Annotated in this window: 23 protein-coding genes and 1 pseudogene; 22 read left to right on the top strand and 2 right to left on the bottom strand. The window is 60.7% G+C overall.

The window, feature by feature from the left end; genetic code table 11:
- The first annotated feature begins 53 nt into the window (after positions 1-53).
- From ACWGXF_RS13515 to ACWGXF_RS13545, 7 genes are all read left to right on the top strand, one after another.
- Positions 54-293, top strand: coding sequence for a TIGR04438 family Trp-rich protein (locus ACWGXF_RS13515; protein WP_452102036.1), 240 nt, complete (start codon positions 54-56; stop codon positions 291-293).
- 140 nt (positions 294-433) lie between these two features.
- Positions 434-2293: a dihydroxy-acid dehydratase gene (gene ilvD / locus ACWGXF_RS13520; protein WP_003063146.1), complete on the top strand. Its 1860-nt coding sequence runs from the start codon at positions 434-436 to the stop codon at positions 2291-2293.
- A gap of 116 nt (positions 2294-2409) precedes the next feature.
- Complete coding sequence (locus ACWGXF_RS13525; protein WP_229228546.1) at positions 2410-3417, top strand: Bug family tripartite tricarboxylate transporter substrate binding protein; 1008 nt, start codon at positions 2410-2412, stop codon at positions 3415-3417.
- Between the two features lie 145 nt (positions 3418-3562).
- Complete coding sequence (lgt, locus tag ACWGXF_RS13530) at positions 3563-4405, top strand: prolipoprotein diacylglyceryl transferase (protein WP_370466563.1); 843 nt, start codon at positions 3563-3565, stop codon at positions 4403-4405.
- 155 nt (positions 4406-4560) lie between these two features.
- Positions 4561-5976 (top strand): malonyl-CoA decarboxylase, encoded by a 1416-nt coding sequence (locus ACWGXF_RS13535; protein WP_012837922.1) that lies wholly within the window; start codon positions 4561-4563, stop codon positions 5974-5976.
- A gap of 112 nt (positions 5977-6088) precedes the next feature.
- On the top strand, positions 6089-7105 hold the full coding sequence (locus ACWGXF_RS13540; protein ID WP_046461908.1) for a Bug family tripartite tricarboxylate transporter substrate binding protein: 1017 nt from the start codon (positions 6089-6091) through the stop codon (positions 7103-7105).
- Between the two features lie 162 nt (positions 7106-7267).
- Entirely contained in the window at positions 7268-8821 is a 1554-nt protein-coding gene (locus ACWGXF_RS13545) for a malonate--CoA ligase (RefSeq protein WP_256630253.1), read from the top strand.
- Between the two features lie 329 nt (positions 8822-9150).
- Here ACWGXF_RS13545 and ACWGXF_RS13550 read toward each other — a convergent pair whose 3' ends face one another.
- Positions 9151-9594, bottom strand: a complete 444-nt coding sequence (locus tag ACWGXF_RS13550) for a universal stress protein (RefSeq protein WP_003063135.1) — start codon at positions 9592-9594, stop codon at positions 9151-9153.
- Between the two features lie 188 nt (positions 9595-9782).
- On the opposite strand from ACWGXF_RS13550, the gene ACWGXF_RS13555 reads away from it, so the two are divergent.
- The 9 genes from ACWGXF_RS13555 to ACWGXF_RS13595 all read left to right on the top strand — a co-directional run bounded on the left by ACWGXF_RS13555 (position 9783) and on the right by ACWGXF_RS13595 (position 18025).
- On the top strand, positions 9783-12164 hold the full coding sequence (locus tag ACWGXF_RS13555) for a heavy metal translocating P-type ATPase (protein WP_256631223.1): 2382 nt from the start codon (positions 9783-9785) through the stop codon (positions 12162-12164).
- Positions 12164-12301, top strand: coding sequence for a cbb3-type cytochrome oxidase assembly protein CcoS (ccoS, locus tag ACWGXF_RS13560; RefSeq protein ID WP_003056328.1), 138 nt, complete (start codon positions 12164-12166; stop codon positions 12299-12301). The genes ACWGXF_RS13555 and ccoS overlap by 1 nt, the downstream gene beginning before the upstream one ends.
- Before the next feature lie 63 nt (positions 12302-12364).
- Entirely contained in the window at positions 12365-13801 is a 1437-nt protein-coding gene (gene ccoN, locus ACWGXF_RS13565) for a cytochrome-c oxidase, cbb3-type subunit I (RefSeq protein WP_034351806.1), read from the top strand.
- A 19-nt stretch (positions 13802-13820) separates the two neighbouring features.
- Positions 13821-14453, top strand: coding sequence for a cytochrome-c oxidase, cbb3-type subunit II (ccoO, locus tag ACWGXF_RS13570; protein WP_003063130.1), 633 nt, complete (start codon positions 13821-13823; stop codon positions 14451-14453).
- Between the two features lie 17 nt (positions 14454-14470).
- Positions 14471-14608, top strand: a complete 138-nt coding sequence (locus ACWGXF_RS13575; protein ID WP_003063128.1) for a cbb3-type cytochrome oxidase subunit 3 — start codon at positions 14471-14473, stop codon at positions 14606-14608.
- Between the two features lie 27 nt (positions 14609-14635).
- Complete coding sequence (ccoP, locus tag ACWGXF_RS13580) at positions 14636-15547, top strand: cytochrome-c oxidase, cbb3-type subunit III (protein ID WP_003063126.1); 912 nt, start codon at positions 14636-14638, stop codon at positions 15545-15547.
- 82 nt (positions 15548-15629) lie between these two features.
- Positions 15630-17072: a cytochrome c oxidase accessory protein CcoG gene (gene ccoG / locus ACWGXF_RS13585; protein ID WP_045839056.1), complete on the top strand. Its 1443-nt coding sequence runs from the start codon at positions 15630-15632 to the stop codon at positions 17070-17072.
- Between the two features lie 126 nt (positions 17073-17198).
- The gene (locus tag ACWGXF_RS13590; RefSeq protein WP_003063123.1) at positions 17199-17504 is read left to right on the top strand and encodes a FixH family protein; all 306 of its coding nucleotides are present in this window, start codon (positions 17199-17201) and stop codon (positions 17502-17504) included.
- A 257-nt stretch (positions 17505-17761) separates the two neighbouring features.
- On the top strand, positions 17762-18025 hold the full coding sequence (locus ACWGXF_RS13595) for a hypothetical protein (protein ID WP_003063120.1): 264 nt from the start codon (positions 17762-17764) through the stop codon (positions 18023-18025).
- Between the two features lie 63 nt (positions 18026-18088).
- On the opposite strand, the gene fnr is transcribed toward ACWGXF_RS13595, so the two are convergent.
- Positions 18089-18811, bottom strand: coding sequence for a fumarate/nitrate reduction transcriptional regulator Fnr (gene fnr, locus ACWGXF_RS13600; RefSeq protein ID WP_034351808.1), 723 nt, complete (start codon positions 18809-18811; stop codon positions 18089-18091).
- 268 nt (positions 18812-19079) lie between these two features.
- Here fnr and hemN point away from each other — a divergent pair, with 268 nt between their 5' ends.
- The 6 genes and pseudogenes from hemN to ACWGXF_RS13630 all read left to right on the top strand — a co-directional run bounded on the left by hemN (position 19080) and on the right by ACWGXF_RS13630 (position 25673).
- The gene (gene hemN, locus ACWGXF_RS13605; protein ID WP_003063116.1) at positions 19080-20462 is read left to right on the top strand and encodes an oxygen-independent coproporphyrinogen III oxidase; all 1383 of its coding nucleotides are present in this window, start codon (positions 19080-19082) and stop codon (positions 20460-20462) included.
- A 3-nt stretch (positions 20463-20465) separates the two neighbouring features.
- Positions 20466-21179 (top strand): sulfite exporter TauE/SafE family protein, encoded by a 714-nt coding sequence (locus ACWGXF_RS13610; protein WP_452102037.1) that lies wholly within the window; start codon positions 20466-20468, stop codon positions 21177-21179.
- A 110-nt stretch (positions 21180-21289) separates the two neighbouring features.
- Positions 21290-21529: pseudogene (locus ACWGXF_RS13615) on the top strand (DUF3391 domain-containing protein); the annotation flags it as partial.
- 39 nt (positions 21530-21568) lie between these two features.
- Positions 21569-22534: an HD-GYP domain-containing protein gene (locus tag ACWGXF_RS13620; RefSeq protein WP_452102041.1), complete on the top strand. Its 966-nt coding sequence runs from the start codon at positions 21569-21571 to the stop codon at positions 22532-22534.
- A complete protein-coding gene (locus tag ACWGXF_RS13625; RefSeq protein ID WP_256630254.1) occupies positions 22531-25020 on the top strand; it encodes a sensor domain-containing protein in 2490 nt (829 codons plus the stop codon). The genes ACWGXF_RS13620 and ACWGXF_RS13625 overlap by 4 nt, the downstream gene beginning before the upstream one ends.
- Positions 25021-25202: 182 nt before the next feature.
- The gene (locus tag ACWGXF_RS13630; RefSeq protein ID WP_452102038.1) at positions 25203-25673 is read left to right on the top strand and encodes a hypothetical protein; all 471 of its coding nucleotides are present in this window, start codon (positions 25203-25205) and stop codon (positions 25671-25673) included.
- Positions 25674-25727 lie beyond the last annotated feature (54 nt).

Raw genomic sequence — 25727 nt, forward strand, 5'->3', positions numbered from 1 at the left:
GTGTACTCTCCAGTGCACTCTGTGTTCTGGAAAATCAACAAAAAAGGGGATGTATGTATCTGTTAGGTTTGGCGATCGTGTTGTCGCTGCTCAAGCTGGCTCAGATCGGGCCTGTCGCAGGCTGGAGCTGGTGGCCTATTCTGGGCATTTATGGCGCGGCTGTCGCCTGGTGGGCCTGGGCCGATGCTTCGGGCTATACCAAGCGCAAGGCCATGGAGAAGATGGACCAGCGCAAGAAAGAGCGTATCGAACGTCAGAAGCAGGCCATGGCACCGGGCCAGCGACGTCGTTGAGCAGTGAATCAGGCATCGTGATTGACGATGTCTTGTGATTGTTTTGCCTGACAGCCCGCCATGGGCTAGGCATCGCTGCCTTGCAGTGCTGGGCCATAATCCAAAGAATCATTTCCCGATAACGTCTTATAGCGAACCCCATGCCCGCATACCGTTCCAAAACCTCCACTGGCGGCCGCAACATGGCCGGTGCGCGCGCCCTGTGGCGTGCCACCGGCATGAAAGATGGCGATTTCGACAAGCCCATCATTGCGATTGCCAACTCCTTCACCCAGTTCGTGCCCGGCCATGTGCATCTGAAGGATCTGGGGCAACTGGTCGCGCGCGAGATCGAAAAGGCCGGCGGCGTGGCCAAGGAGTTCAACACCATCGCCGTGGACGATGGCATCGCCATGGGCCATGACGGCATGCTGTATTCGCTGCCCAGCCGTGACCTGATCGCGGACTCGGTCGAGTACATGGTCAATGCCCATTGCGCAGATGCGCTGGTGTGCATCTCCAACTGCGACAAGATCACCCCCGGCATGCTGATGGCCGCGATGCGCCTGAACATTCCGGTGATCTTTGTTTCCGGCGGCCCCATGGAAGCTGGCAAGACCAAGCTGGCCAACCCCGAAACCAAGACCATAGAGTTCAAGAAGCTGGACCTGGTGGACGCCATGGTGATCGCGGCCGATCAGCGCTATTCCGACGCCGAAGTGGCCGAGGTGGAGCGCTCCGCCTGCCCGACCTGCGGTTCCTGCTCGGGCATGTTCACCGCCAATTCGATGAACTGCCTGACCGAAGCGCTGGGCCTGTCCCTGCCCGGCAATGGCACCGTGGTGGCCACGCATGCCGACCGCGAAGAGCTGTTCCTGCGCGCCGGCCGCCGCATCGTCGAGCTGGCCCGCGACTACTACGAGAACGACAACGACAGCGTGCTGCCGCGCTCCGTGGGCTTCAAGGCCTTCGAGAACTGCATCACGCTGGACATCGCCATGGGCGGCTCCACCAATACCATCCTGCACCTGCTGGCCATCGCCCAGGAAGCGGGTATCGACTTCACCATGGCCGACATCGACCGCCTCTCGCGCGTCGTGCCCCAGCTGTGCAAGGTGGCACCCAATACGCCCAAGTACCACATCGAAGACGTGCACCGCGCTGGCGGCATCATGGCCATCCTGGGCGAGCTGGACCGCGCCGGCAAGCTGCACACCGATGTGCCCACGGTGCATGCCAAGACCATGAAGGATGCGCTGGAGCAGTGGGACATCATGCGCACGCAGGACGAGGCCGTTCGCCACTTCTACATGGCTGGCCCCGCCGGCATTCCCACGCAGGTGGCGTTCAGCCAGAACACCCGCTGGCCCAGCCTGGACCTGGACCGTGCCGAAGGCTGCATCCGCAGCTACGAGCACGCTTTCAGCAAGGAAGGCGGCCTGGCCGTGCTGCGCGGCAACATCGCGCTGGACGGCTGCGTGGTGAAGTCCGCAGGCGTGGACGAGTCGATCCTGGTCTTCGAAGGCCCGGCTCATGTGGTCGAGTCGCAGGACGAGGCCGTGGCCAACATCCTGGCCGACAAGGTCAAGGCAGGCGATGTGGTCATCGTGCGCTACGAAGGCCCCAAGGGCGGCCCCGGCATGCAGGAAATGCTCTACCCCACCAGCTACATCAAGTCCAAGGGCCTGGGCAAGGCCTGTGCGCTGCTGACGGACGGCCGCTTCTCGGGCGGTACCTCCGGCCTGTCCATCGGTCACTGCTCTCCCGAAGCGGCAGCCGGCGGCGCGATTGGCCTGGTGCAGAACGGCGACATCATCCGCATCGACATTCCCAACCGCAGCATCAACATGCTGGTCAGCGACGAAGAGCTGGCCCGCCGCCGTGAAGCGCAGAATGCCAAGGGCTGGAAGCCTGCCCAGGCCCGTCCCCGCAAGATCTCTGCGGCCCTCAAGGCCTATGCCAAGCTGGTGACCAGCGCCGATACCGGCGCCGTGCGCGATCTGTCGCTGCTCGACGATTAAGTTACGTTTGTTTCGTCATTTCGTCAGCGCGGACTTTGCCTGCTGACGGACAATCCCACAGCCGCTCGATGCAAGTCGCGCGGCTGTTTTTATTGTCTTGCCAGAAAGTGATCTCCATGTCTTTCGCTGTTCGCCCCTCCTTCTTGCTGAAGACAGCAGGGCTGCTGGCCTTGCTGGGGGCATTGACGGCGCAGGCTGCAGAAGGGCGTTACCCGCAGCGTCCCGTGCGTCTGGTGGTCCCTTTCACGCCCGGAGGCTCCACCGATATCGTGGCGCGCCTGGTTGCCGATGCCATGCACACGACGCTGGGTCAGCCCGTGGTGGTCGACAACCGGTCCGGTGCCAGCGGCTTCATCGGGGCCGAGGCCGTGGCCAATGCGGCGCCTGACGGCTACACCATAGGCCTGGGCACCATCAGCACGCTGGTGGTCAATCCCGTCATGCTGCCGCAGTCGGCACGCATAGATCCTGCCAAGGCCTTTGTACCGGTGGTTGCACTGGCGTCCATTCCGTCGGTGTTTTCCGTGCATCCCAATATGGGTGTGCAGAACTATGCCCAGTTCCTCACTCTTGCGCGCAGCAAGCCGGGTCAGTTCAATATCGGATCGGCCGGAATCGGCTCCATCGGGCATCTGATTGCCGAGCGCCTCAATGCCGATCTCAAGCTCAAGCTGCACCATATTCCCTACAAGGGGCAGGGGCCGGTGATCAGCGGCGCGCTGTCGGGCGAGACCCAGGTGCTCAGCGATCAATACCCTTCGTCGGCTCCGCATGTGGCTGCGGGCCGCCTGGTTCCGTTCGCCGTGGCCGCGCAGGAGCGCTTGCCGACCCTGCCGCAGGTGCCCACGTTCAGGGAGTTGGGCCACCCTGCGCTCAACAATCTGGCCATCACCTGGTTCGGCATCGTTGCTCCGGCAGGAACGCCGGAGGCCGTCGTGACCAGGCTCAACGGCGCTGCCAACGCGGCCTTGCAGGATCCTGCCGTGCAGGAGCGGTTGCAGACCATGGGCGTGCAGGTATTGGGCGGCACACCGCAGCGATTGAGCACCATGATGGATGAGACCGCCAAGGTCGTGCGTCAGACCGTGCGCGAGCAGGGCCTGGCGGTGGACAAGCCGCATTGACGCTTGAAAGAGCGCCGTTGACGCCGGATGCAGCAGGATGCCAGGTCGAGGTTTTTCGCATCAGGGGGCTTTGAGCCGGTGAATGAGGCTCTGCAGCGTTCTCGGAGCATGCAGTTTTGCAGAAACGTCATCGGCCTGCGGCACAATGCCTGACATGCTGATGTATCCGCACATTGATCCTGTAGCCGTGCAGATTGGCCCGCTGGCCGTGCACTGGTATGGCATTACCTATCTGGTGGCCTTTGGTCTGTTCCTGTTTCTGGGCACGCGCCGACTGCACCACCCTCCATTCAAATACATGACGGGCGAGCGTGCCTGGGCGCGCAAGGATGTGGAGGATATTCTCTTTCTCGGCGTGCTGGGCGTGGTCGTGGGCGGGCGCATCGGCTACTGTCTGTTCTACAAGCCCGGTTACTACCTCGCGCATCCGCTGGAAATTCTTGCCGTCTGGCAGGGTGGCATGAGCTTTCACGGCGGCCTGCTGGGCGTCATCGGCTCCATGATCTGGTTTGCGCGCTCGCGCAAGCGCAACTGGCTGGAAGTCGCAGATTTTGTGGCGCCCTGCGTGCCCACAGGGCTGGCTGCGGGCCGCATCGGCAACTTCATCAACGGCGAGCTCTGGGGGCGTTTTGCGAGTGCGGATCTGCCCTGGGCCATGGTGTTTCCGCAAAGCGGCTCCATGCTGCCGCGTCATCCCTCGCAGATCTATCAGTTCCTGATGGAAGGGCTGCTGCTGTTCATCATCCTGTGGCTTTACGCGCGCAAGGAGCGCAAGCCCGGCCAGGTCGCGGCGGTTTTTCTGATCGGCTATGGGGCCTTCCGCTTCATCGCAGAGTACTTCCGCGAGCCCGACGACTTTCTGGGCATTCTCTCGCTGGGCATGAGCATGGGGCAGTGGCTGTGCATTCCCATGATCGTGGCCGGTGTGCTCATGTGGGTGTGGTGCGGCAAGCGCCAGGCCTACGCAGTTCAGCGGACTACGGCCTGAAGTCCAAATCCTGAAAAACGCAGACTTCGGTCTGCGTTTTTCATGGTGTGGTGTACGAGGCTGAAAAACTGCACATAATGGCTGAAAGCGTTACTGCAATTGCGGTATCTGCTTCTTCAATGAGAGCATGATGGTGCTGGAACAAGGAGATGCATATGGGGTGGGCAGCCGAGTGGATTGAGCAAACCAAGCTGTGGGTGCGCGGTGCCGAGGGCGAGAAGGGCGACGCCCAGCATCGCCCGCTGGCGCAACGCCTGGAGGCCACCTTGCGTCGTGGGGAGGAGGCGCTGTCGCCGCGCGAGCTGCGCCGCTTGCTGCTGGACATGCAGCAGGTGGCGGATACCGCGCTCAGCGACGTGGAGGGCGGCCGTCACGCGCAGCTGCTGATGGATTGGTATGCCAAGGCCGATCTGGCTGCACGCAAGGACTTCTGGCTGCTGGCGATCGAAAAGTTCGGCCCCGATGCCAAGGCCCTGCAGGCGGCCCGCGAGCGCTACGACAAGGCGGGCAGCGATGTGGAACGCGGCGAGGCCGAGATGAGCCTGCGCCGCGCCCTGGTTTCATCGCGCACGCGGCTGCTGCAGCGTTTTGCCCAGCCCAAGGGCGGCATGGGCTTTCTGGTCGACATGCGCGCCGAGTTGCTGGCCTTGCCCAAGGCGGAGCAGCACTATGTGGCGCTGGACGCCGAGCTGGAGCATCTGTTTTCCAGCTGGTTCGATGTGGCCTTGCTGGAGCTCAGAAGCCTGAACTGGGATTCGCCCGCATCGCTGCTCGAAAAGCTGATCAAGTACGAGGCTGTGCACGATATCCGCAGCTGGGCCGATCTGAAGAATCGCCTCGACAGCGACCGCCGCTGCTATGGGTTCTTTCACCCGCGCATGCCCAATGTGCCGCTGATCTTTGTGGAGGTGGCACTGCTGGACAAGATGGCAGGCAGCATGGCTCCGTTGCTGGACGAGGCCGCAGCGGCTGCCGATCTGGCCAAGGCCAACACCGCCATCTTCTATTCCATCAGCAACACCCAGACCGGACTCAAGGGCGTGAGCTTCGGCGATTCGCTCATCAAGCATGTGGTGGAGACGCTCACCCAGGAGTTTCCCAAGCTCAAGCAGTTCGCCACGCTGTCGCCGATTCCGGGACTGCGCAGCTGGCTGAGCAAGAACGGCGATGCGGCGCTGGCGGAGCTCGACGACAAGCAAAAGGCAGCCCTGGAGAAGGTCGCCGGCGGAGTGAGTGCCGCGCAATTGCTGGCCGCGCTGGACGATCCGGGCTCGCTGCCGGAGAAATCGGTGGTGCGTCAGGCCGCCATGTTTTGCGCCGCGCGCTATCTGGGTCGGGAAACTGCCAAGGGGCGTCCGCTGGATGCCGTGGCACGCTTTCACCTTGGCAACGGTGCGCGCGTGGAGCGCCTGAACTGGGCGGCAGACCTGTCGTCCAAGGGGCTCAAGCAATCCATGGGGCTGATGGTCAACTATCTGTATGACCTCAAGCGCCTGGACAAGCACCGCAGCCTGTTGGCGCAGAGCAAGATTCCCGTTTCCTCGGAGATCGAATCGCTGTGCAAGGGTTGAGTGCATCGCGACTCGCGCTGCGCCCGGCCTGAGCCGGCTTTTGCTGCTGCGTCTTCCAACCACAAGCCTGGCTGCGGCGATGCTGCTGACCAGGCGCGCAGAGGAGACATAGATGCAGGATTCTTGGGAAAAGAGCGTGGGATTGCAGCGGCGCACGCTGCTGGGGTCGGCGGGGGCGCTGCTGGCGGCTGGAGCATCGGGCTGGACGGGCATGGCCCAGGCATCGGAGTGGCCGAGCAGGCCGGTCACCCTGATCGTGCCTTTTCCTGCCGGCGGCGGCACCGACACCTTTGCCAGGCCTTTTTCTGCCCAGTTCGCCAAGACCTCGGGCAAGACCCTGGTGATAGACAACCGAGGTGGCGCGGGCGGCACGCTGGGCGCCAGCATTGCGGCCAAGGCCGCACCCGACGGCTACAACTTCTTCATGGGCGGCACCCACCATGTGATTGCGCCATCGGTCTACCCCAAGCTCGAATACGATCTGGAGCGCGACTTCATCCCGCTGGCGCTGCTGGCCAGCGTGCCGCAAGTCGTGGTGGTCAATCCCAAGAAGGTGACGCATGCCAGCTTGCAGGCTCTTGTACAGGACCTGCGTGCCAACCCCGGCAAGTACAACTATGCATCGGCAGGGCCGGGTTCCTCGCACCATCTGGCGGGCGAGTTGTTCAAGCTGCAGACCAAGACCCAGATCACCCATATTCCCTACAAGGGTGCGGGCCCTGCGCTGCAGGACCTGATCGCTGGCAATGTGGACATGCTGTTCGATGGCCTGGGCTCATCGGCCCAGCATATCAAGGGCGGCCGCATCAAGGCCTTGATGGTGGCGGGCGCCAAGCGCAATCCCGCCTTCCCCGATGTGCCCAGCGCGGCCGAGTGCGGCCTGCCGGACTTCACCGTCACCACCTGGTATGGACTATGGGCCCCTAAGGGCACGCCTGCCGCCGTGCAGCAGCAGATGCTGGACGAGGTGCGCAAGATCGGAGCCGCCGAGGACATCAAGGCTGCCTGGGCCAAGAACGGCGCCGATTACGGCCAGCTGAGCCAGCCGCAGTTTGCCGCCATGGTGCAAAGCGAGATCCAGCGCTGGGCCCATGTGGTCAAGGCGGCGAATGTGAAGATTGACTCCTGAGCCCGCTGGCTGCCTTGCGGGGCGCCCTTTGCCGGCGCCCCATTTTGAAGAAGTGATTTTTTCAGTGCCTGGCGCCACCGGCCAGGCCAGGGCCGGGCCTATGATGGCCATGGACCTTTTGCTTTCACCGTTTCCGAGTTCGACAGCATCACGATGACCGACATGCCTCAAGCCAATCTTTTCAGCGCGCTGCGCGCTGCGTTTCCTGCGGATCTGACGAAAATCGCCGTGGAGGCCATCGAGCCCGATGGCTCCAGCCTCTACTACACCTGGGCCGATCTGGAGCAGGGCAGTGCACGCATGGCCAATCTGCTGGCCTCGCTGGATCTGCCCGAGGGCAGCCGCATTGCGGTGCAGGTGGAAAAGTCGGTCGAAGCCATGATGCTCTACCTGGCCACGCTGCGCAGCGGCCATGTGTTCCTGCCGCTGAACACCGCCTACCAGAGCGCCGAGATGGAGTACTTCATCACCAATGCCGAGCCGGCCGTGGTGGTGTGCGCCCCCGGCTGTTTTGGCTGGGTGTCCAAGATTGCCTTCAACCACGGCGTGGGCCATGTCTACACCCTGGGAACCGATCGCACGGGCAGCTTGCTGGAGCGCGCGGCCCACCACAGCGACGAGCATCAGGTCGTGCCACGTCGCGCCGACGATCTGGCGGCGATTCTCTACACCAGCGGCACCACGGGGCGCAGCAAGGGCGCCATGCTCAGCCACGGCAATCTGCTGAGCAATGCGGCCATGCTCAAGGTGTACTGGGGCTGGCAGGAAGGCGATGTGCTGATTCACGCGCTGCCCATCTTCCATGTGCATGGCCTGTTTGTCGCCATTCACGGGGCGCTGCTCAACGGCAGTCCCATGATCTGGTTTGCCCGCTTCGAGCCCGAGGCCGTCATGGCGCGCTTCAAGGATGCGACCGTCTTCATGGGGGTACCAACCCTTTATGTGCGCATGCTGGCCGATGCCAGGCTGGACCGCAACATGGCCGCGCACATGCGCCTCTTCATCTCGGGATCGGCTCCCATGCTGATCGAGACCTTCCGTGCCTGGAAGACGCGTACCGGTCACACCATTCTTGAGCGCTATGGCATGAGCGAGACCATCATGCTGACCTCCAACCCCTATCAGGCCGATGCGCGCTACGGCAACGAGGCCGAGCGCCGCGGCGCAACCGTGGGCTTTCCCCTGCCGGGCGTGGGCGTGCGCATTCATGGCGATGACGGCAAAGCCCTGCCCGCAGGCGAGATCGGCAATATCGAGGTGCAGGGTCCCAACGTCTTCAAGGGCTACTGGCGCATGCCCGAGAAGACGGCAGAGGAGTTCACGGCCGACGGCTGGTTCAAGACCGGCGATGTGGGCCTGCAGGACGAGCGCGGCTATTTCAGCATCGTGGGGCGCAGCAAGGACTTGATCATCTCGGGCGGCTACAACGTCTATCCGGCCGAGGTGGAGGGCTTCATCAACGATCTTCCCGGCGTGGACGAAAGTGCCCTGGTGGGAGTGCCGCACCCGGACTTTGGCGAGGTCGGCGTTGCCGTCATCGTGCCGCGCAAGGGCGCGCAGCTCGATGGGCTGAAGATTCTGGAGTCGCTCAAGGCCAGGTTGGCCAATTTCAAGGTGCCCAAGCGCTGCTATGTGGTGGACAGCCTGCCGCGCAACACCATGGGCAAGGTCCAGAAGAAGCTGCTGCGCGACCAGTATCAGCAGGAGTTCTCCTGAACCCGGTCGAGGCGGACGCCAGGCGTTGGTTTTTGGCTGCACTATTGGCTGCGTTTCAGGCGCTTGTCTTTTGACTTGACTCCTGAAAAGTGAGCTGATTGCGCAGCATGCAAGGAAGATTCAGCATTGAATCGACCCAAAAATAAAGCAGCTTGTACGCAAGCTGCTTTTAATTTGTGAGTGGCAAACGGCGGCCCCTGAGCGGCCTGTGTCACTGGATATCAGGGGCAAGTCCAGCAAGGGGCGCCCGGCCAGGGGTGCCCGGCGAGGGGTGCCCGGCGAGGGCCGTCCCCTCAAGGGAAGCCGCTAAGCGGCTCAGGGGGATCCGATCAGCGCAGCACCAGCACCGGCACCGGTGAGTGCGTCAGCACATGCTGGGTTTCGCTGCCCAGCAGCAGGCGCTGCAGACCCTTGCGACCGTGCGAAGCCATGACGATCAGGTCGCAATCATGCTTTTTGGCCATCTCCACAATCGACTCGGCCACCAGGTCTGAGTGGGCGATTTCGGTCGTGACATTGACCTTGCGCTCATGGCCAAAGGCTTTGACGCCGTTCAGCAGGGTCTGGGCCTGATTGGTCCATTGCTCCTCAATGCGCTTGGCTTCCTTGATGTCCAGCAAGTCGCTGCCTTCCAGATAGCTGCGCGGATAGTGCGAGACAACCTTGAGCGCAATCACGCTGGCGCCGCACAAAGCGGCCAGATCCAGGCCTGCATGCACAGCCTTGTCTGAGAGTTCGGTGCCGTCGGTAGCAATCAAAATGCGGTTGTACATAGCTTTCTCCTTAGGTTGCATGCGTTGTAAATACAAGCATATGTCGATTGGGCAGTTAACGGTTGATTAATGTCAAGGTGGGTATCATCTGGCGTCGTTACGCTTGAAACATGTCCCAACACACTACTGTCCAGCCTTCCGCGGCAGAGCATGCTGTTGCTGACACCGGTTTCCTGAACTTGTCCCAGATGCACAGTCATCTGCTGGACGATCCGCAAGAATGGAGCTCGTTTGGTCGCCCCGCCGGCCAGAGCTCCAAGGCCCCAATCTCCGAGAATGCAACCGATTCCCCGGTGTGGGATTCCTTTGTGGTTCTGGAGGGCATGCACTGTGCTGCATGTGCGCTGACCATCGAGGAGGCGCTTCGGGCTGTCCCCGGAGTGCAGGCAGCCGAAGTCAGTGCCGCAACGCGCCGAGCCCGTGTCGAGTGGCGTCCTGCCCAGGTGCTTCCATCGCAATGGATGGAGGCCGTGTCGCGTGCCGGCTATCGCGCCTTGCCCGCGCGCGACGCGTTTGCGCGCGAGCTGCGCCAGGCCGAGACGCGCCGTGCCCTGTGGCGCTGGCTGGTGGCCGGCCTGTGCATGATGCAGGTGATGATGTATGCATGGCCAGCCTACACGGCGCGGCCCGGCGACCTGTCGCTGGAGATGGAGACCTTGCTGCGCTGGGCATCCTGGGTGATTTCTCTGCCCGTGGTGCTGTTTTGTTGCGGCCCGTTCTTCAAGAGCGCGCTCAAGGACATCACCCAGCGCCGCGTGAGCATGGACCTGCCCGTGGCCCTGGGCATGTTGATCACCTTTGCCATCAGCACGCTGGGCACTTTTGATCCCTCCGGTCCTTTCGGTCAGGAAGTCTTCTTCGACTCGCTGACCATGTTTGTCTTCTTCCTGCTCACAGGGCGCTGGCTGGAGCTGCGCCTGCGTGACCGCACGGCCGGTGCATTGGAAGCCGTGATGAACCGGCTGCCGGATTCGGTGCTGCGTCAGCAGCCCGACTCGGGAGAGTTCGAGCGTGTGGCCACGCGCCGTCTGCGTGTGGGTGATGTGGTGCGGGTGCTCACGGGCGAGGCTTTCCCCGCAGACGGCCGGATTCTGCGCGGCACCACCCATGCCGATGAGGCGCTTCTGACTGGCGAGTCCACGCCTGTTTTGCGCGCACAAGGCGATGCAGTCACTGCCGGCAGCTACAACCTGGACAGTGTTGTCGAGGTGAGAGTGGACAGCGTGGGTGAGGGCACCCGCTTTGCGCAGATCGTGAATCTGATGGAAAGCGCTTCGCTGCAAAAGCCAACACTGGCCCAGTTGGCCGACAAGGTGGCCCGGCCTTTTCTCGTCGTGGTGCTGCTGGCGGCGCTGGCTGCCGCCATCTGGTGGTGGCCCACCGACCCGGGCAAGGCCATGATGGTGGCCGTGGCCGTGCTCATCGTCACCTGTCCCTGTGCGCTTTCGCTGGCCACGCCTGTGGCCATGCTGACGGCGGCCGGCACCCTGGCGCGCAGCGGCGTGCTGGTGCGCAATCTGCAGGGGCTGGAGGCGCTGGCCGCCGTGGATACGCTGGTGTTCGACAAGACCGGAACGCTGACGCGCGACGGCCTGGTGCTGCGCGCGCTGACACCTGCTGAAGGTCAGAACACTGATGAGCTGCTGGCGCTGGCCGCCTTGCTGGCGCGCCAGTCCATGCATCCTGCTTCCAAGGCACTGGCGCAGGCGGCCGAGGTGGCCGAATTGCCTGCCAGCGCATGGCTGCTGGATTCCGTCCAGGAAATCGCTGGCAGCGGCCTCGATGTCTGGGTGCAGGCGCGCAGCAATACCGCCTTGCGCCGCCATCTTCGTCTGGGCTCGGCCGCGCATTGCGGCGTACCCGAGTTGGCACCGCATGAGCCAGGGCAGAGCGTGGTGCTGGCCGAGGAATCGCAAGGTGGCTGGCTGCCCCTGGCGCAGTTCCATCTGAGCGAGGACGTGCGCCCCGAAGCGGCCCAGGTCATTGCCGACCTCAGGCAGCAAGGCGTGACGGTGCAACTGCTCTCGGGTGACCGCTCTGCAGCGGTGCAAACCGTGGCCGCCAAGCTGGGCATAGAGCAGGCGCAGGGCGACTGCAAACCGCAGGACAAGCTGGCCGCCATGCAGGCGGCACAGGCTGCAGGGCATAAGGTTGCCATGGTGGGCGACGGCCTGAATGACGGCCCAGTTTTAGCCGGAGCGCATGTCTCTTTTGCTTTTGGTAAAGCAGTGCCGCTGGCACAATCGCGAGCAGACTTCGTGGTACTGGGAGACAGCCTGGAGTTAGTGTTGCAAAGCCTGTTGCTGGCCCGACGGACCCTGTCCGTGGTGCGCCAGAACCTGGGTTGGGCAGCAGCCTATAACGCGATCTCTATTCCTCTGGCCCTCGTGGGCTGGATGCCTGCCTGGCTGGCAGGGCTCGGCATGGCGCTGAGCTCCTTGCTGGTCGTCGCCAACGCAGCCCGTCTTGCACGTGCGTTGCCGCTGCAGGCAGCTGATAGCAACGCGTCCGCCCCCGCGCACCTTGCGCCGCGGGGCACCGTCATGCCACTGACTCAAGGAGGCCATTGATGGACATTTTGTATGTATTGATTCCGCTGTCGGTTGTTCTGGTCATGGCCATTGTGGCTGCCCTGTGGTGGGCCGTGTACCGGGGCCAGTTCGAGAGCGTGGAACAAGAAGGCGAGCGCATTCTTCGCGACGATTGATGTGGCTCAACGAGTCCGACCAGAAACCAATGAACACTTTGCAAGATATCTAAGAGGTGCCCGATGGAAGCAACAAATAACAATGCTGTCTATTACGACGACACCGTCGTAAGACAGTTCTCTATCATGGCCGTGGTATGGGGGGTGGTAGGTATGGCGGTGGGCGTGTTTATCGCGTCCCAGCTGGCCTGGCCGGAACTCAACTTCGGCATTCCATGGCTGAGCTACGGACGTCTGCGTCCGCTGCATACCAATGCCGTGATCTTCGCTTTTGGTGGCTCGGCGCTGTTCGCGACCAGCTACTACGTGGTGCAACGCACCTGCCAGACCAAGCTGTTCATGCCCAAGCTGGCCAGCCTGACTTTCTGGGCCTGGCAACTGGTTATCGTCGGCGCTGCCATCAGCCTGCCTCTGGGTTACACCCAGGGCAAGGAATACGCCGAGCTGGAATGGCCTCTGGACTTGCTGATTGCCGTGACCTGGGTGTCCTATGCCATCGTGTTCTTCGGCACTATCGGTATCCGCAAGGTCAAGCACATCTATGTGGCCAACTGGTTCTTCGGTGCTTTCATTCTGGCCGTGGCCCTGCTGCACATCGTCAACAATATTTCCATCCCCGCCGGCTGGATGAAGAGCTACTCGGCTTACGCCGGCGTGCAGGACGCGATGGTTCAGTGGTGGTACGGGCACAACGCCGTGGGCTTCTTCCTGACCGCCGGCTTCCTGGGCATGATGTATTACTTCATCCCCAAGCAGGCGGGCCGTCCCGTGTATTCGTATCGCCTGTCGATCGTGCACTTCTGGGCGCTGATCTTCACGTACATGTGGGCGGGTCCTCACCACCTGCACTACACCGCTTTGCCTGACTGGACCCAGTCCGTGGGCATGGTGTTCTCGCTGATCCTGCTGGCTCCCAGCTGGGGCGGCATGATCAACGGCATCATGACGCTGTCGGGTGCCTGGCACAAGCTGCGCGACGATCCCATCCTGCGTTTCCTGATCGTGTCCCTGTCGTTCTACGGCATGTCCACCTTCGAAGGCCCGATGATGGCCATCAAGACCGTGAACGCGCTGAGCCACTACACCGATTGGACCGTGGGCCACGTGCACTCCGGCGCTCTGGGCTGGGTGGGTCTGATCACCATGGGCTCTCTGTACTACCTGATCCCCCGTCTGTTCGGCCGCGAGAAGATGCACTCCGTGCCCGCGATCGAGCTGCACTTCTGGATGGCGACCATCGGCATCGTGCTGTACATCGCCGCAATGTGGATTGCCGGTGTGATGCAGGGCCTGATGTGGCGCGCTGTCAACCCCGACGGCACGCTGACCTACACCTTCGTGGAAAGCGTGAAGGCGACCTATCCCTTCTATGTGATTCGCGTGACTGGCGGTCTGCTGTATCTGGGCGGCATGCTGGTGATGGCATGGAACACCTGGAAGACCGCAATGGCCGGCCGTTCCGTCAAGGTGGCAGTGCCTGCCGTGGTGGCTCACGCCTGAGCATTGAGGAGCAAAAGCAATGTCTGATCAAAATAACGCAGCTCCCAAGAGCTTTTCGCACGAGAAGATCGAGACCAGCAACTTTTTGCTGATCGCGCTGACGCTGTTCGTGCTGACCATTGGCGGCCTGGTGGAAATCGTGCCGCTGTTCTTCCAGAAGTCCACGACCGAAGCCGTGGCGGGTCTCAAGCCCTACACGCCGTTGCAGCTGATGGGGCGCGACGTCTATCTGCGCGAGGGTTGCTACAACTGCCACTCGCAGATGATCCGTCCCTTCCGCGCCGAGACCATGCGCTACGGCCACTACTCGGTGGCTGGCGAGTTCGTCTACGACCACCCCTTCCAGTGGGGCTCCAAGCGTACCGGCCCCGACCTGCATCGCGTGGGCGGCAAGTACAGCGACGAATGGCATCGCATCCACCTGAACAACCCGCGTGACGTGGTGCCCGAGTCCAACATGCCTGCTTACCCCTGGCTGGAAGCCAACAAGGTGGATGACACGGCCGTGGCAACGCGCATGAGCGCGCTGCGCAAGGTGGGCGTGCCGTACACCGATGCGGAAATCGCCGGTGCTCAGGCCGAGGTCAAGGACAAGACAGAGATGGAGGCAGTGATTGCCTATCTGCAGGTCCTTGGTCGCGCCGTCAAGTAAGAGAGAAAGGGCTGGAAATGGATATCACCACCATGCGTATCGTGGCCACGCTGGCATCGCTGGCGTGTTTCGTGGGCATCTGGTGGTGGGCGTATGCCCGCCGCAACCAGGCCCGTTTTGACGAGGCAGCTCAGGTTCCATTCCTGGAAGACTGAGTCTGATCACCACAACGAGAACATCCCATGAGCGATTTCATTAACAATTTCTGGTCGGTGTATGTCGCGGCGATTACGCTGATCGGCATCTTTGGCTGCTTGCTGCTGCTGATTCTGGTGGCCCGCAAGAAGGTCGTTCCCTCGGGCGACAACACCACAGGCCATGTCTGGGACGAAGACCTGCGTGAACTCAACAACCCCATGCCCAAGTGGTGGATGGGTCTGTTCGTGATCACCGTGGTTTTCAGCCTGGGCTATCTTGTGGTCTACCCAGGTCTTGGCGGCTTCGGCGGCAAGCTGGACTGGAGCCAGACCGGCGCCTACGACAAGGAAATGGCCAAGGCCAAGGCGGACCTGGAGCCTCTGTATGCCAAGTTCACCAGCATGCCCACCGAAGAAATGGCCAAGGACCCTCAGGCCATGGCCATTGGCGAGCGTCTGTTCATGAACAACTGTGCGCAATGCCACGGCTCTGACGCTCGCGGCAGCAAGTCCTTCCCGAATCTGGCGGACGGCGACTGGTTGCATGGCGGATCTCCCGAGAAGATCAGGGAGACCATCACCAACGGCCGTATCGGCATGATGCCGCCCATGGCGGCAGCCGTGGGCTCGGCGGAGGATGTGCGCAATGTGGCGCACTATGTGCTGAGCCTGTCGGGCAGCCCTCACGATGCCGTCAAGGCTTCGCAGGGCAAGTCCAAATTCGTGGCCTGTGCGGCTTGTCACGGCATGGACGGCAAGGGCAACCCCGCGCTGGGAGCTCCTAACCTGACCGATGACATCTGGCTGCATGGCTGGGGTGAGGCGGCAATCGTCAACATCGTCAACAACGGCAAGCACAATGAGATGCCTGCCCAGAAAGAGAAGTTGACGGAGGCGCAAATTGCCGTGCTGGCTTCCTATGTCTGGAGTCTTTCGAATACGCAAAACCAGAAGTAATGCGTTTTTAAAAGGCGGTGCCCTGGCACCGCCTTTTTCGCGTTTCAATTTTCAGTAATTACAAAAATATTAAGGAACTGCGATGCCGTGCGATCAGGGGAAGCCCCGAAAAGTCATACCGATCACGCCTGAGCCTCATGAGGGCGGGCCTGAGTTGGTGCCTATGTTCGCTTCCGAGCAAAAAGTGTACTCACGCTCTATTAGCGGCGTGTTCTCACGGTGGCGCTGGGCCATGGTGTTTCTGACCCAGATCGTCTTCTACGGCCTGCCCTGGCTGCAGTGGGGCGAGCGCCAGATGGTGCTGTTCGATTTGGGGGCCCGGCGCTTCTATCTGTTCGGACTGGTGCTGTACCCGCAGGACTTCATCTATCTGACGGGGCTGCTGATCATCAGCGCACTGGGGCTGTTCCTGTTTACCGCCGTAGCCGGGCGTCTGTGGTGTGGCTTCTCCTGTCCGCAGACGGTCTACACCGAGATCTTCATGTGGATCGAAAGCAAGGTCGAAGGCGATCGCAGTGCCCGCATGCGTATCGACAAGAGCGGCTGGACTTTGGAGAAGATCTGGAAAAAGTCGCTCAAGCAGTTTCTCTGGATCGCTCTGTCTCTTTGGACAGGTTTCACCTTTGTCGGCTACTTCGTGCCCATCCGTGAGTTGGGTGTGGAGTTGATGGCCTTCCAGGGCAACTGGCAGATTTTCTGGGTGGCGTTCTACGGCTTCGCCACCTACGGCAACGCCGGCTATATGCGCGAGCAGGTCTGCAAGTACATGTGTCCCTATGCACGCTTTCAGAGTGCCATGTTCGACAAGGACACCATGATCGTCAGCTACGACGCCGAACGTGGTGAAGCTCGCGGCCCGCGCAAGAAAGACGTCGACTACAAGGCACAGGGCCTGGGGGACTGCATAGATTGCAAGCTTTGCGTTCAGGTCTGCCCCGTGGGCATCGATATCCGCAAAGGGTTGCAGTACGAATGCATCGGCTGCGGTCTGTGCATCGATGCCTGCAACTCCGTGATGGACAAGATGGAGTATCCGCGTGGCCTGATCCGGTTGACCACTCAGAATGCCGTGGCCAAGGCCTGGAAGCAGGTGCAGGTTATTCGCCGTATTTTCCGCCCGCGTGTGCTGATCTACTCGGCCGTGCTGGTGGCCCTCAGCGCTGCCATGATCGCCAGTCTGGTGCTGCGCGAGCCGCTCAAGGTCGATGTGATTCGTGACCGTGCTGCGCTTTCGCGCATCGTGGCGGGCGGCAAGCTGGAGAACGTCTACCGTCTGCAGATCATGAACGCCACCGAGTCCGAGCAGCGCTACCGTATCAGCGCCGTGGGCCTGGAGAATCTGGAAGTCGCATCCGAGCAGGAAGTGAGCGTTGGCCCTGCAGAGACGCGCGGCATTGCGGTGCGGCTGCAGATTCCGTATGGCTCAGCAACTCCCGGCTCGCACCCCGTACACTTCAATGTGGATGCAGTGACTGCCGGAGCAGGGCGTATTTCCGAGAAGACGGTGTTCCTGGTGCCGCGTTAATGCCAGGTCTTGACGGTCTTCGTGAGCCATCACGGAGGCCGGACAAGGGCACCGCCAATCGGCAACAATTTATGCCACCCTGCCGTGTGTGCCTGGGTGGTCAGAATTTTGGAAAGAGGTTTCATCATGTCGGCAGCACAAGCCAAGGTCTCGCAAACGGCCAAGATCATCCACCCCGAGGACGGCAAGCCCTGGTGGAAGTTTGCCCATGTCTGGCTCATCATCGCCGGCCCGGTGATCGTGGTGATTGCCGGCTTTGTCACCGCATACATCGCACTGAGCAGGCCCGATCCCGTGATTGACCCTGACTACTACCGCCATGGCATGGAAATCAACCAGCGCCTGAGCGAAAGTGAAAAAAGCCTGGCACCAGCAGTCACCGGCCGCAATCATGCGGCCACACCAGCCAAGGACCATCCGCTGGATCGCTGAGCGCTCCGGCGCTTGCTCCGCCAAGGTCGCTTTTGCGGCCTTTTTTGTTGCCGATATCAAAATCAGAGCGTGTTGCGCATGTTCTGTCTAACGTTGATGTAGAAGCAAATGGTTTTTTGATATCCAGATGGCGCAGGATGCTACTGAAAAGAGAGTGGTTCAGGGTTTCCCGCCACGGTGCATGCCCGCAGTCCTGCATGAACGGTCACCACTGTTGTGCAAAATATGACCAAGCCCACAGCCCAAGGAGAATCAGGATGGATGCTCGACGCTGGATGTGGATTGTCTGGCCGGCCTTTCTGGCGGCGGCAATCATGGAGATGGTGGTTTTCGCCTTTGTGGACCCGCTGGATGTGCACTGGCTGGGCTCCCCCCTGGACTGGTCGCGCCAGGCCATCTATACGGTCGCTTTTTTTGCCTTCTGGGTCGTGACCCTGATCGGAGGTGCGATGACGGTGATGCTGGGTCGCTCCGTCAGCGATCTCAATGGCGGCATCGTTTCCGAGCCTCTGCCCGATTAATTCGCACAGACAAAAAAGCCCGCTGTCCGCGGGCTTTGTCTTGAGAGTGTCTGTCGACTCGGTTCAGTTCTGGCATTGCTGGCTGTTGACGATGCGTTTGAGCGCCTCGGTATCCAGGATGCGCAGGTGGCGCTGCTTGACTTCCACAATGCCTTCCTCTGCAAATTTGGAGAAAGTGCGGCTCACGGTCTCGAGCTTGAGGCCCAGGTAACTGCCGATTTCTTCGCGCGTCATGCGCAGCACCAGCTCCGACTTGGAAAAGCCGCGTGCCGACAGGCGCTGGACCAGGTTCAACACAAAGGCCGCCAGGCGCTCTTCGGCACGCATGCTGCCCAGCAGCAGCATCACGCCATGCTCGCGCACGATTTCGCGGCTCATGACCTTGTGCACATGGTTCTGCAGGGCAGTGACCTCGCGCGAGAGCTGCTCCAGTTTGTCAAACGGCATGACGCAAACCTCGGCGTCTTCCAGGGCCACGGCATCACAAGTGTGGTGGTCGTTGACGATGCCGTCCAGACCAATGATTTCGCCAGCCATCTGAAAGCCTGTGACCTGATCGCGTCCGTCTTCGGTGGCCACGCTGGTCTTGAAGAAGCCGGTTCGAATGGCATACAGCGAGGTGAACTCTTCGCCATTGCGAAACAGCAGCCCACCGCGCTTGACCTTGCGGCGCGTGGCCACAATCTCGTCAATGCGCTCCATTTGTTCATCGTCCAGGCCCATGGGCATGCACAGTTCACGCAGATTGCAGTTGGAGCAGGATGCTTTGATGGTCTGAAGATTCATGGGCTTTTTGCAACGGCGCAGACAGACACGGAGTGGAGAGTCGCGCTGGTCATTGACCTCGTGGTTGAAGATGAGATGGATCAAATTGTCGCAGCACTTGCCTTGAGGTCTCTTGATTTTCATCAAGGACAGGGTGATTGCCTTGGGGCACATTGCCTGTATTCGTTCAAAAACACGCGCTTTTGCCTATTTTGGGCATGATTTTCAGGATCTGATTTCCATTGAAATCTGCTCTATACAGAGTGTGGGCGCACCCTAACTCCCAGTTATGACCGCAGTCACGCCTGAGTTGCTGAGCCGCTTTGATATCCCCGGCCCACGCTACACATCGTTCCCAACAGCCGACCGTTTTGTTGAGGCTTTTGGTGCAGACGACTACATACTGGCACTCAAGCAGCGCAAGACGCATTCTGGCTCGCGCGCTTTGCCCCTGTCCGTTTATGTGCATGTGCCGTTCTGTGAGTCGCTTTGCTATTACTGCGCCTGCAACAAGATCGTGACCAAGCATCATGAGAAGGCTGCCGAGTATCTGGACTACTTGAGCCGCGAGCTGGCCATGCATACCGAGCATTGCGGCAAAGGCCAGCTCGTAAGCCAGCTGCATCTGGGCGGAGGCACACCGACCTTCTTCAGCGATGCCGAGTTGCAGCAGCTGATGGTCTTGATGCGTGAACATTTCAAGCTGGATCCCGCGGGCGAGTACTCCATCGAGGTCGATCCGCGCACCGTCAGCAACGAGCGGCTGAGAGCTCTCAAGGACATGGGGTTCAATCGCCTGAGCTTTGGCGTGCAGGACTTTGATCCCGCGGTGCAGAAAGCGGTGCACCGCGAGCAGCCCGCCGAGCAAGTCTTTTCGTTGGTGGCCGAGGCGCGCCGCCTGGGCTTTGTCTCCATCAATGTGGACCTGATCTACGGGCTGCCCAGGCAGACGCCCGAGTCTTTTGCGCGCACGCTGGCACAGGTCAATGAGCTGCGCCCCGATCGCATTGCACTGTATGCCTATGCGCATCTGCCCGAGCGCTTCAAGCCGCAAAGGCGCATCGAATCGGCAGACCTGCCCATGGGACAGGACAAGCTGAACATGCTCTCCGGCGCAATTGATGCATTCATGGATGGCGGCTATGTCTATGTAGGCATGGACCACTTTGCGCTGCCTGACGACTCTTTGGCCATTGCCAAGCGCCAGGGGCGCCTGCATCGCAACTTTCAGGGCTACAGCACCCAGCCTGATTGCGACCTGATTGCACTGGGCGTATCGGCTATCGGCAAGGTGGGCGCGACCTACAGCCAGAACGTCAAGACTCTTGAAGAGTATTACGATGCCGTCGATGGCGGCATGCTGCCCGTGCAGCGCGGACTGGCGCTTTCACGTGACGATCTGGTGCGCAGAGCCGTCATCATGTCCATCATGTGCCAGGGTTCCGTCCTGTATGAGCCCATGGAGCAGGCCTGGCTTATCAATTTCCGCGAGTACTTCGCTGCGGAGCTGGATGCGCTGGCAGAGATGCAGCGCAACGGCTTGGTCGAGCTGTCCGCAGAGGGCTTCAAGGTCACTGGCCTGGGCTGGTTTTTTGTGCGCGGAGTAGCCATGCTGTTTGACCGATATTTGCAGGCCGACCGGAACCGCGCCCGCTTTTCGCGCATCATCTAGCGCATGTTGTTTTCGCTGGTCTGGACTGCTTTGATCATGGGGCTCGTGGGTGGGCCCCATTGTCTTGTGATGTGCGCTGCCCCCTGCAGCGTGGTCACAGCAGCGAAGCCTGTCGGCGGCGGGCAGCCAGTTGTCGTGCTCGGCCTGCAAAAACGCCAATGGCTGCGTACCAGCCTGTTTCATCTGGGGCGCATCGCTGCCTATGCCCTGCTGGGCGGGATCGCGGCCGTGGCCATGGAAAGTCTGGCCTGGCTGACCAGTCAGACAACGGCATTGCAGAGACTTTGGACGCTGATGCATGTGGCGGTCATGGCCTGGGGACTGGCCATGGTGGTGCAGGCGCGGCAGCCAGCCTGGCTGGAGCGGGCGGGGCGTTCCGTCTGGGCCAGGGTTCAGCCCTGGGTCACCGCGCCGGGCGGCAGTCTGGCAGCAGGCTTTGCCTGGGCACTGATGCCTTGTGGTTTGCTGTATTCGGCGGTGTTGGTGGCGGCCTTGAGTGGCGGCGCCTGGCGAGGTGCTTTGTCCATGGCAGCCTTTGCCGTTGGTGGTGCACTGTGGCTGCTGGCGGGTCCCTGGCTGTGGCAACTGGGACAGTCGCATGTCAATGCATTGCGGGCCAGGTGGGGCACCAGAGTTGCAGGTCTGATGCTGATTGGCGTTGCGAGTTGGGCTTTGTGGATGGACCTGGTCTACAAACCCAGCCTTTGGTGCCGATAAGTCACACAAGAGGGGATTGTTGATGCTGTTTGCATCCCAACAGACCCTAGTCATGCTTGAGCAGTCATGGAACTGCGGAATAATGTCTTATCTTGTGTGTAGCGCTCAAAGTGAATCGTTTCGTTGCTATTGATATCGGACAACTGCGTATCGGCATGTATGTCCATCTGGAGACCGGCTGGTTGCGCCATCCGTTTCCCGTCAGCAGCTTCAAGATTGTCAATGACGAGCAGTTGCAGACACTCAGGACCCTGAGGCTCAAGGCAGTCCAGGTCGATCTATCGAGAAGCGATCTGGAAGCTGCGGCAGCGCCTCCGGCCGCAGACCCTCAACCCGCTCCTGCCTCACCCGAGAATGATGCGCATGCATGGCGCAACAGTATTTTGGGCGTGCAGTCCAGGTTTCTGGGCGCGGTTTCCGTATTTGATGATGTGCAGGCCTTGTTGCCAGCCAACCCCGAGAAGGCGAGGACAACGACGGATATGCTGGTTGCACAGCAAGTCGTCAAACTGGCGCAGGCTCGTGATCTGAGTTTGCATCTGCTCGCGGATACGGGGGGCGCCACCTTTGGCGTTCATGGTGTCAACGTCTCCGTGCTGAGCCTGTTGCTGGGTAAGACGCTGGGCCTGTGCGATGACGTATTGAAGGATCTGGGCACGGCAGCCCTGTTGCATGACATCGGCAAGCCGGGGCTTGAGATTTCCGCATCGGCCAATGCACTGAATCAGGGCACGGGCCGCACGCCTCTGCGAGAGACCGTGTATGCGCGTCATGTCGGGGAGTCGGTGGCATTGGCTCTATCCATGGGCTATCCTCCTTCCGTCACGACGGCCATCGCCCAGCATCATGAATGGGCCGATGGGTCAGGCTTTCCACTTGGCTTGCTGGCCGAAGATATGGACATTGCCGGACAGATCCTGGCGCTGGTCAATAATTTTGAGCGCTTGTGCAATCTGCCATTGCAAGGCAACGAAATGACGCCTCATGAAGCCATGGCTGCACTGTACGGACAGTATCGCCAGCGATATGCGCCCGATGTGCTCAAGGCATTCGTGCAGACCTTGGGGGTCTATCCGCCGGGCTCTTTGGTGGAACTAAGCGATGGGCGGATGGGCGTGGTGGTGTCTGTCAACACCAGCCAGTCGCTCAAGCCGAAGGTGCTGACCTATGACACGCAGGCGCCGCAGAAGCTGCGGTTCGTAGATTTGCTTGAATATGTGGGTTTGGGTATTCGCCGGGGCTTGACGCGAAATCAGCTTTCTCGAAATGCGTTAGAAGCTTTACAGCCGCAAAGGCGTCTTTGCTACTTTTTTGACAGTTCTGCAGCACCTGCTGCCGAGAAAGACCTCGCGTGACTTTGCAGCAGAGTTTTCTGATTGACCCTCTGCTTGCCTCCATGCTCGATGGTTTGCAGGAGGCGGTCTGGCTGCTGGATGCGCAGACATTGCGTGTCGTGCATGCCAATGCAGCCAGTATGCAGCTCACGGGCTACACGCCCGAGCAGGCGCAGGAGCAGTATGTCGATGTGCTGTGCGCCTCCCTGGTGCAAAAGGCGTTCTGGCAGGATGCCTCAAACTGGGTGGGTGGGGCGAAATTTCTCACAGAAATCTGTACAGCCAATGGTTCATTGACAGCTGTGGAGATGGGGGTGGGCTCCATCGCCCTCAATCCACGCTGGTTGATGCTAACCATGCTCGACCGCAGCGAGCAGTTGCGGCACGAGAGCGAACTGGACATGCTGCTTGCAGAGTTGCGGGCGACGCTTGAGTCCGCTGCAGATGGCATGCTGGTCTGTGATCTGCGCGGCGGCATTCGTGCATTCAATCACCGTTTCGCGGAGCTGTGGCAACTACCCGAACCACTGCTCGTGCAGCGAGATGATGCGGCCGTCTTTGCCCATTTGGAAGCGCAGACCATCAGCAGCGAGAGTCAGTTCACTCTTCTACAGGATGCGCAGGACCTGTCGGCTCCTGAAACCTCGGAGGTACTGCAGCTGCTCAGTGGCAGGGTTCTGGAGCGCCGCTCCGTGCCTCAGCTCAGTCGCGGTGTGGCGATAGGGCGTATCTACTCCTATCGAGACATCACGGTGGAATCCAGCTCGGCGACAGAACTGCGTCTGGCTGCAAGAGTGTTCGAGTCCAGCCTGGACGGTATATTCATTGCCGATGCCAATGGTGTCATCGTTCAGGTCAACCCGGCTGGCGGGCAGTTGCTGCATGGCAAGGCGGTGCTGGGGCTCGCTGCCTGGACTCTGTTCGAGTCCGAGGGAGGGCCTGTGTCCGACCTGCTGGAGCTGGCCGCTGCGCGCTGGGATGTGGGCAGCTTCTGGGAGGGCAATCTTTGGCTCAAGCAGAGTGAAGGTCAGCGCTGCGCGGTCTGGCTGTCCTGGGTGGCATTGCGTGACGGCTATGGGCGCCTGGTACAAAGCATTGGCTTTATGCGCGACATGACCATGCAGCGCAGTGCCCAAAAGCAGATTGAGCAGCTGGCTTACAGTGATGCCTTGACAGGGCTGCCCAATCGCCTGAGTTTGAGCCGTCACGTGCAAGCTGCCATCACGGCGGCGCGCTTCACACAGCAGCCCTTCAGCATTCTGTTTCTGGATCTGGACCGTTTCAAGATCATCAACGATTCACTGGGCCATGACTTCGGCGACCGTGTGCTTAAGCTGGTTGCTCAGCGGCTGAGCGGACTGCTGCGCCCTGCCGATGTGCTGTGCCGTCAGGGCGGCGACGAATTTGTTCTCTATCTGCATGATTGCACGGGGGAAGGGGCTTCGGCCGTGGCCGCCCGTATTCTGGACGAAATGCGCCAGCCCTTCATGCTTGACGGTCTGGGCTTTTCCGTTCAGTGCAGCATTGGGGCTGCGCAATTTCCGGCGGATGGTTTGACGCTGGACGAGCTGATTCGTCAGGCCGATATCGCCATGTATCGTGTCAAGGAGCGTGGACGCGGCAATTTCAGTTTCTACCAGCCGCAAATGAGTGCGGGTCTGCTCTCGCGCATGAAGCTGGAGCATGCCATGCGCCAGGCGCTGGACAAGGGGCATATGGCCGTGCACTTTCAGCCACAGGTACATATCCGTTCGGGTCGCATCGTGGCGGCAGAGGCTTTGCTTCGATGGACGGACCCCGAACTGGGGGTGATCTCTCCCGCAGCCTTCATTCCCTTGGCAGAGGAGTCCGGCTATGTGGTTGCGCTGGATGCCTGGGTGCTGGAGCAATCAGTACAAGAGGCGGCGCGCTGGCTGGCTATGGGCATGCCCGTCAAGGTATCGGTGAATGTCTCCGCGCTGGAGTTCAGGCAGCCGGACTTTGTGGACCGCCTCAAATACGTGCTGGAAGCCAGCGGCTTGCCGGCACAGTGGCTGGAGCTGGAACTGACCGAGAGCATTTTGCTGCAGGAGGCGCAGGAAATGGCTTTGCGCGTGCATCAGATCGCAGAACTGGGTGTGGGCCTGGTCATTGACGACTTCGGTACCGGCTATTCGAGCTTGGCTTATTTGAAAAAACTGCCGATCTCCAAGATCAAGATCGACCAGAGTTTTGTGCGCGGCCTGCCGCACGATGCGGGAGACAAGGCCATTGTGGGCGCCATCATCAGCATGGGGCAGGCATTGGGCGTGGAACTTGTGGCAGAAGGCGTGGAAACGCAGGAGCAATGCCAGGCAATTGAGCAGTTACAGGGTGACTACTTTCAGGGCTATCTGTGCTCGCCAGCCTTGCCTGCGGAGCAATTCCGAAAGCGCTTGGAACTGGGTGCATCCGAGCAGGAGCCGAGAGTTCAGCCGTATTCGTCGGATGACGATGCCAGTGGCATTCATATTGCAGGTCTGCAATAGTTGGAGGACATGCTTTTTTGCTAGGTTTCCTATCGTCTGATTTGACGATGCGCAGTTTGTGGGGACTCAGCAAAATCAAGGCATTTCTTGGGCCGACTTCCGGGTGCGTGCATCAATGAAGAGCGCGCGCAGAGTTGAGTAACTGTGCGCTATTTGATGGGCCGGATTTTTTGAGACAGCAAATGCCCAAAAGCGATTACGCAACTTTTGATTTCTACAACTATCGCTCGGATGCTCTTCAGGCCGTCACCGGCTTTCCCGTCCCGTATGCCGTGGAGACTGAGGCCGCTTCTTCGCCGGAACAGGCCTCGGTCATCGGTGCCGAAGCCCTGAGTCAACTGATTACTGCACTGTACGAGTCAGCCATGGACCCGCAGAACTGGAAGGTATTTCTGGAGCTGCTGCGCTCAAGTGCCAATGGCAACTACGCCTCGCTCGTGGTGCGCGACCCTCATGGTGAGAATGTGGGCTGGGTGATTTCTGCATCGAGCGGTCGCTCCGAAGTCATTCCTTACGACCCCTATGCGCAATGGAGCCCGTTTCTCGGTATCGCCAAGGACAAGGTGCTCACCCTGTCGGATGTAATGACGGAGGCCGAATGGCATTCCTGTCGCTACTACACCGACTGGTTGTTAATTTCCACGCAAAACTGACCCGCCATTTCCATCTCAAACTGACCCACCCTTTGGCTTGAGCCGTAAGGCTCA

It is taken from the genome of Comamonas sp. HJ-2 (assembly GCF_053615495.1).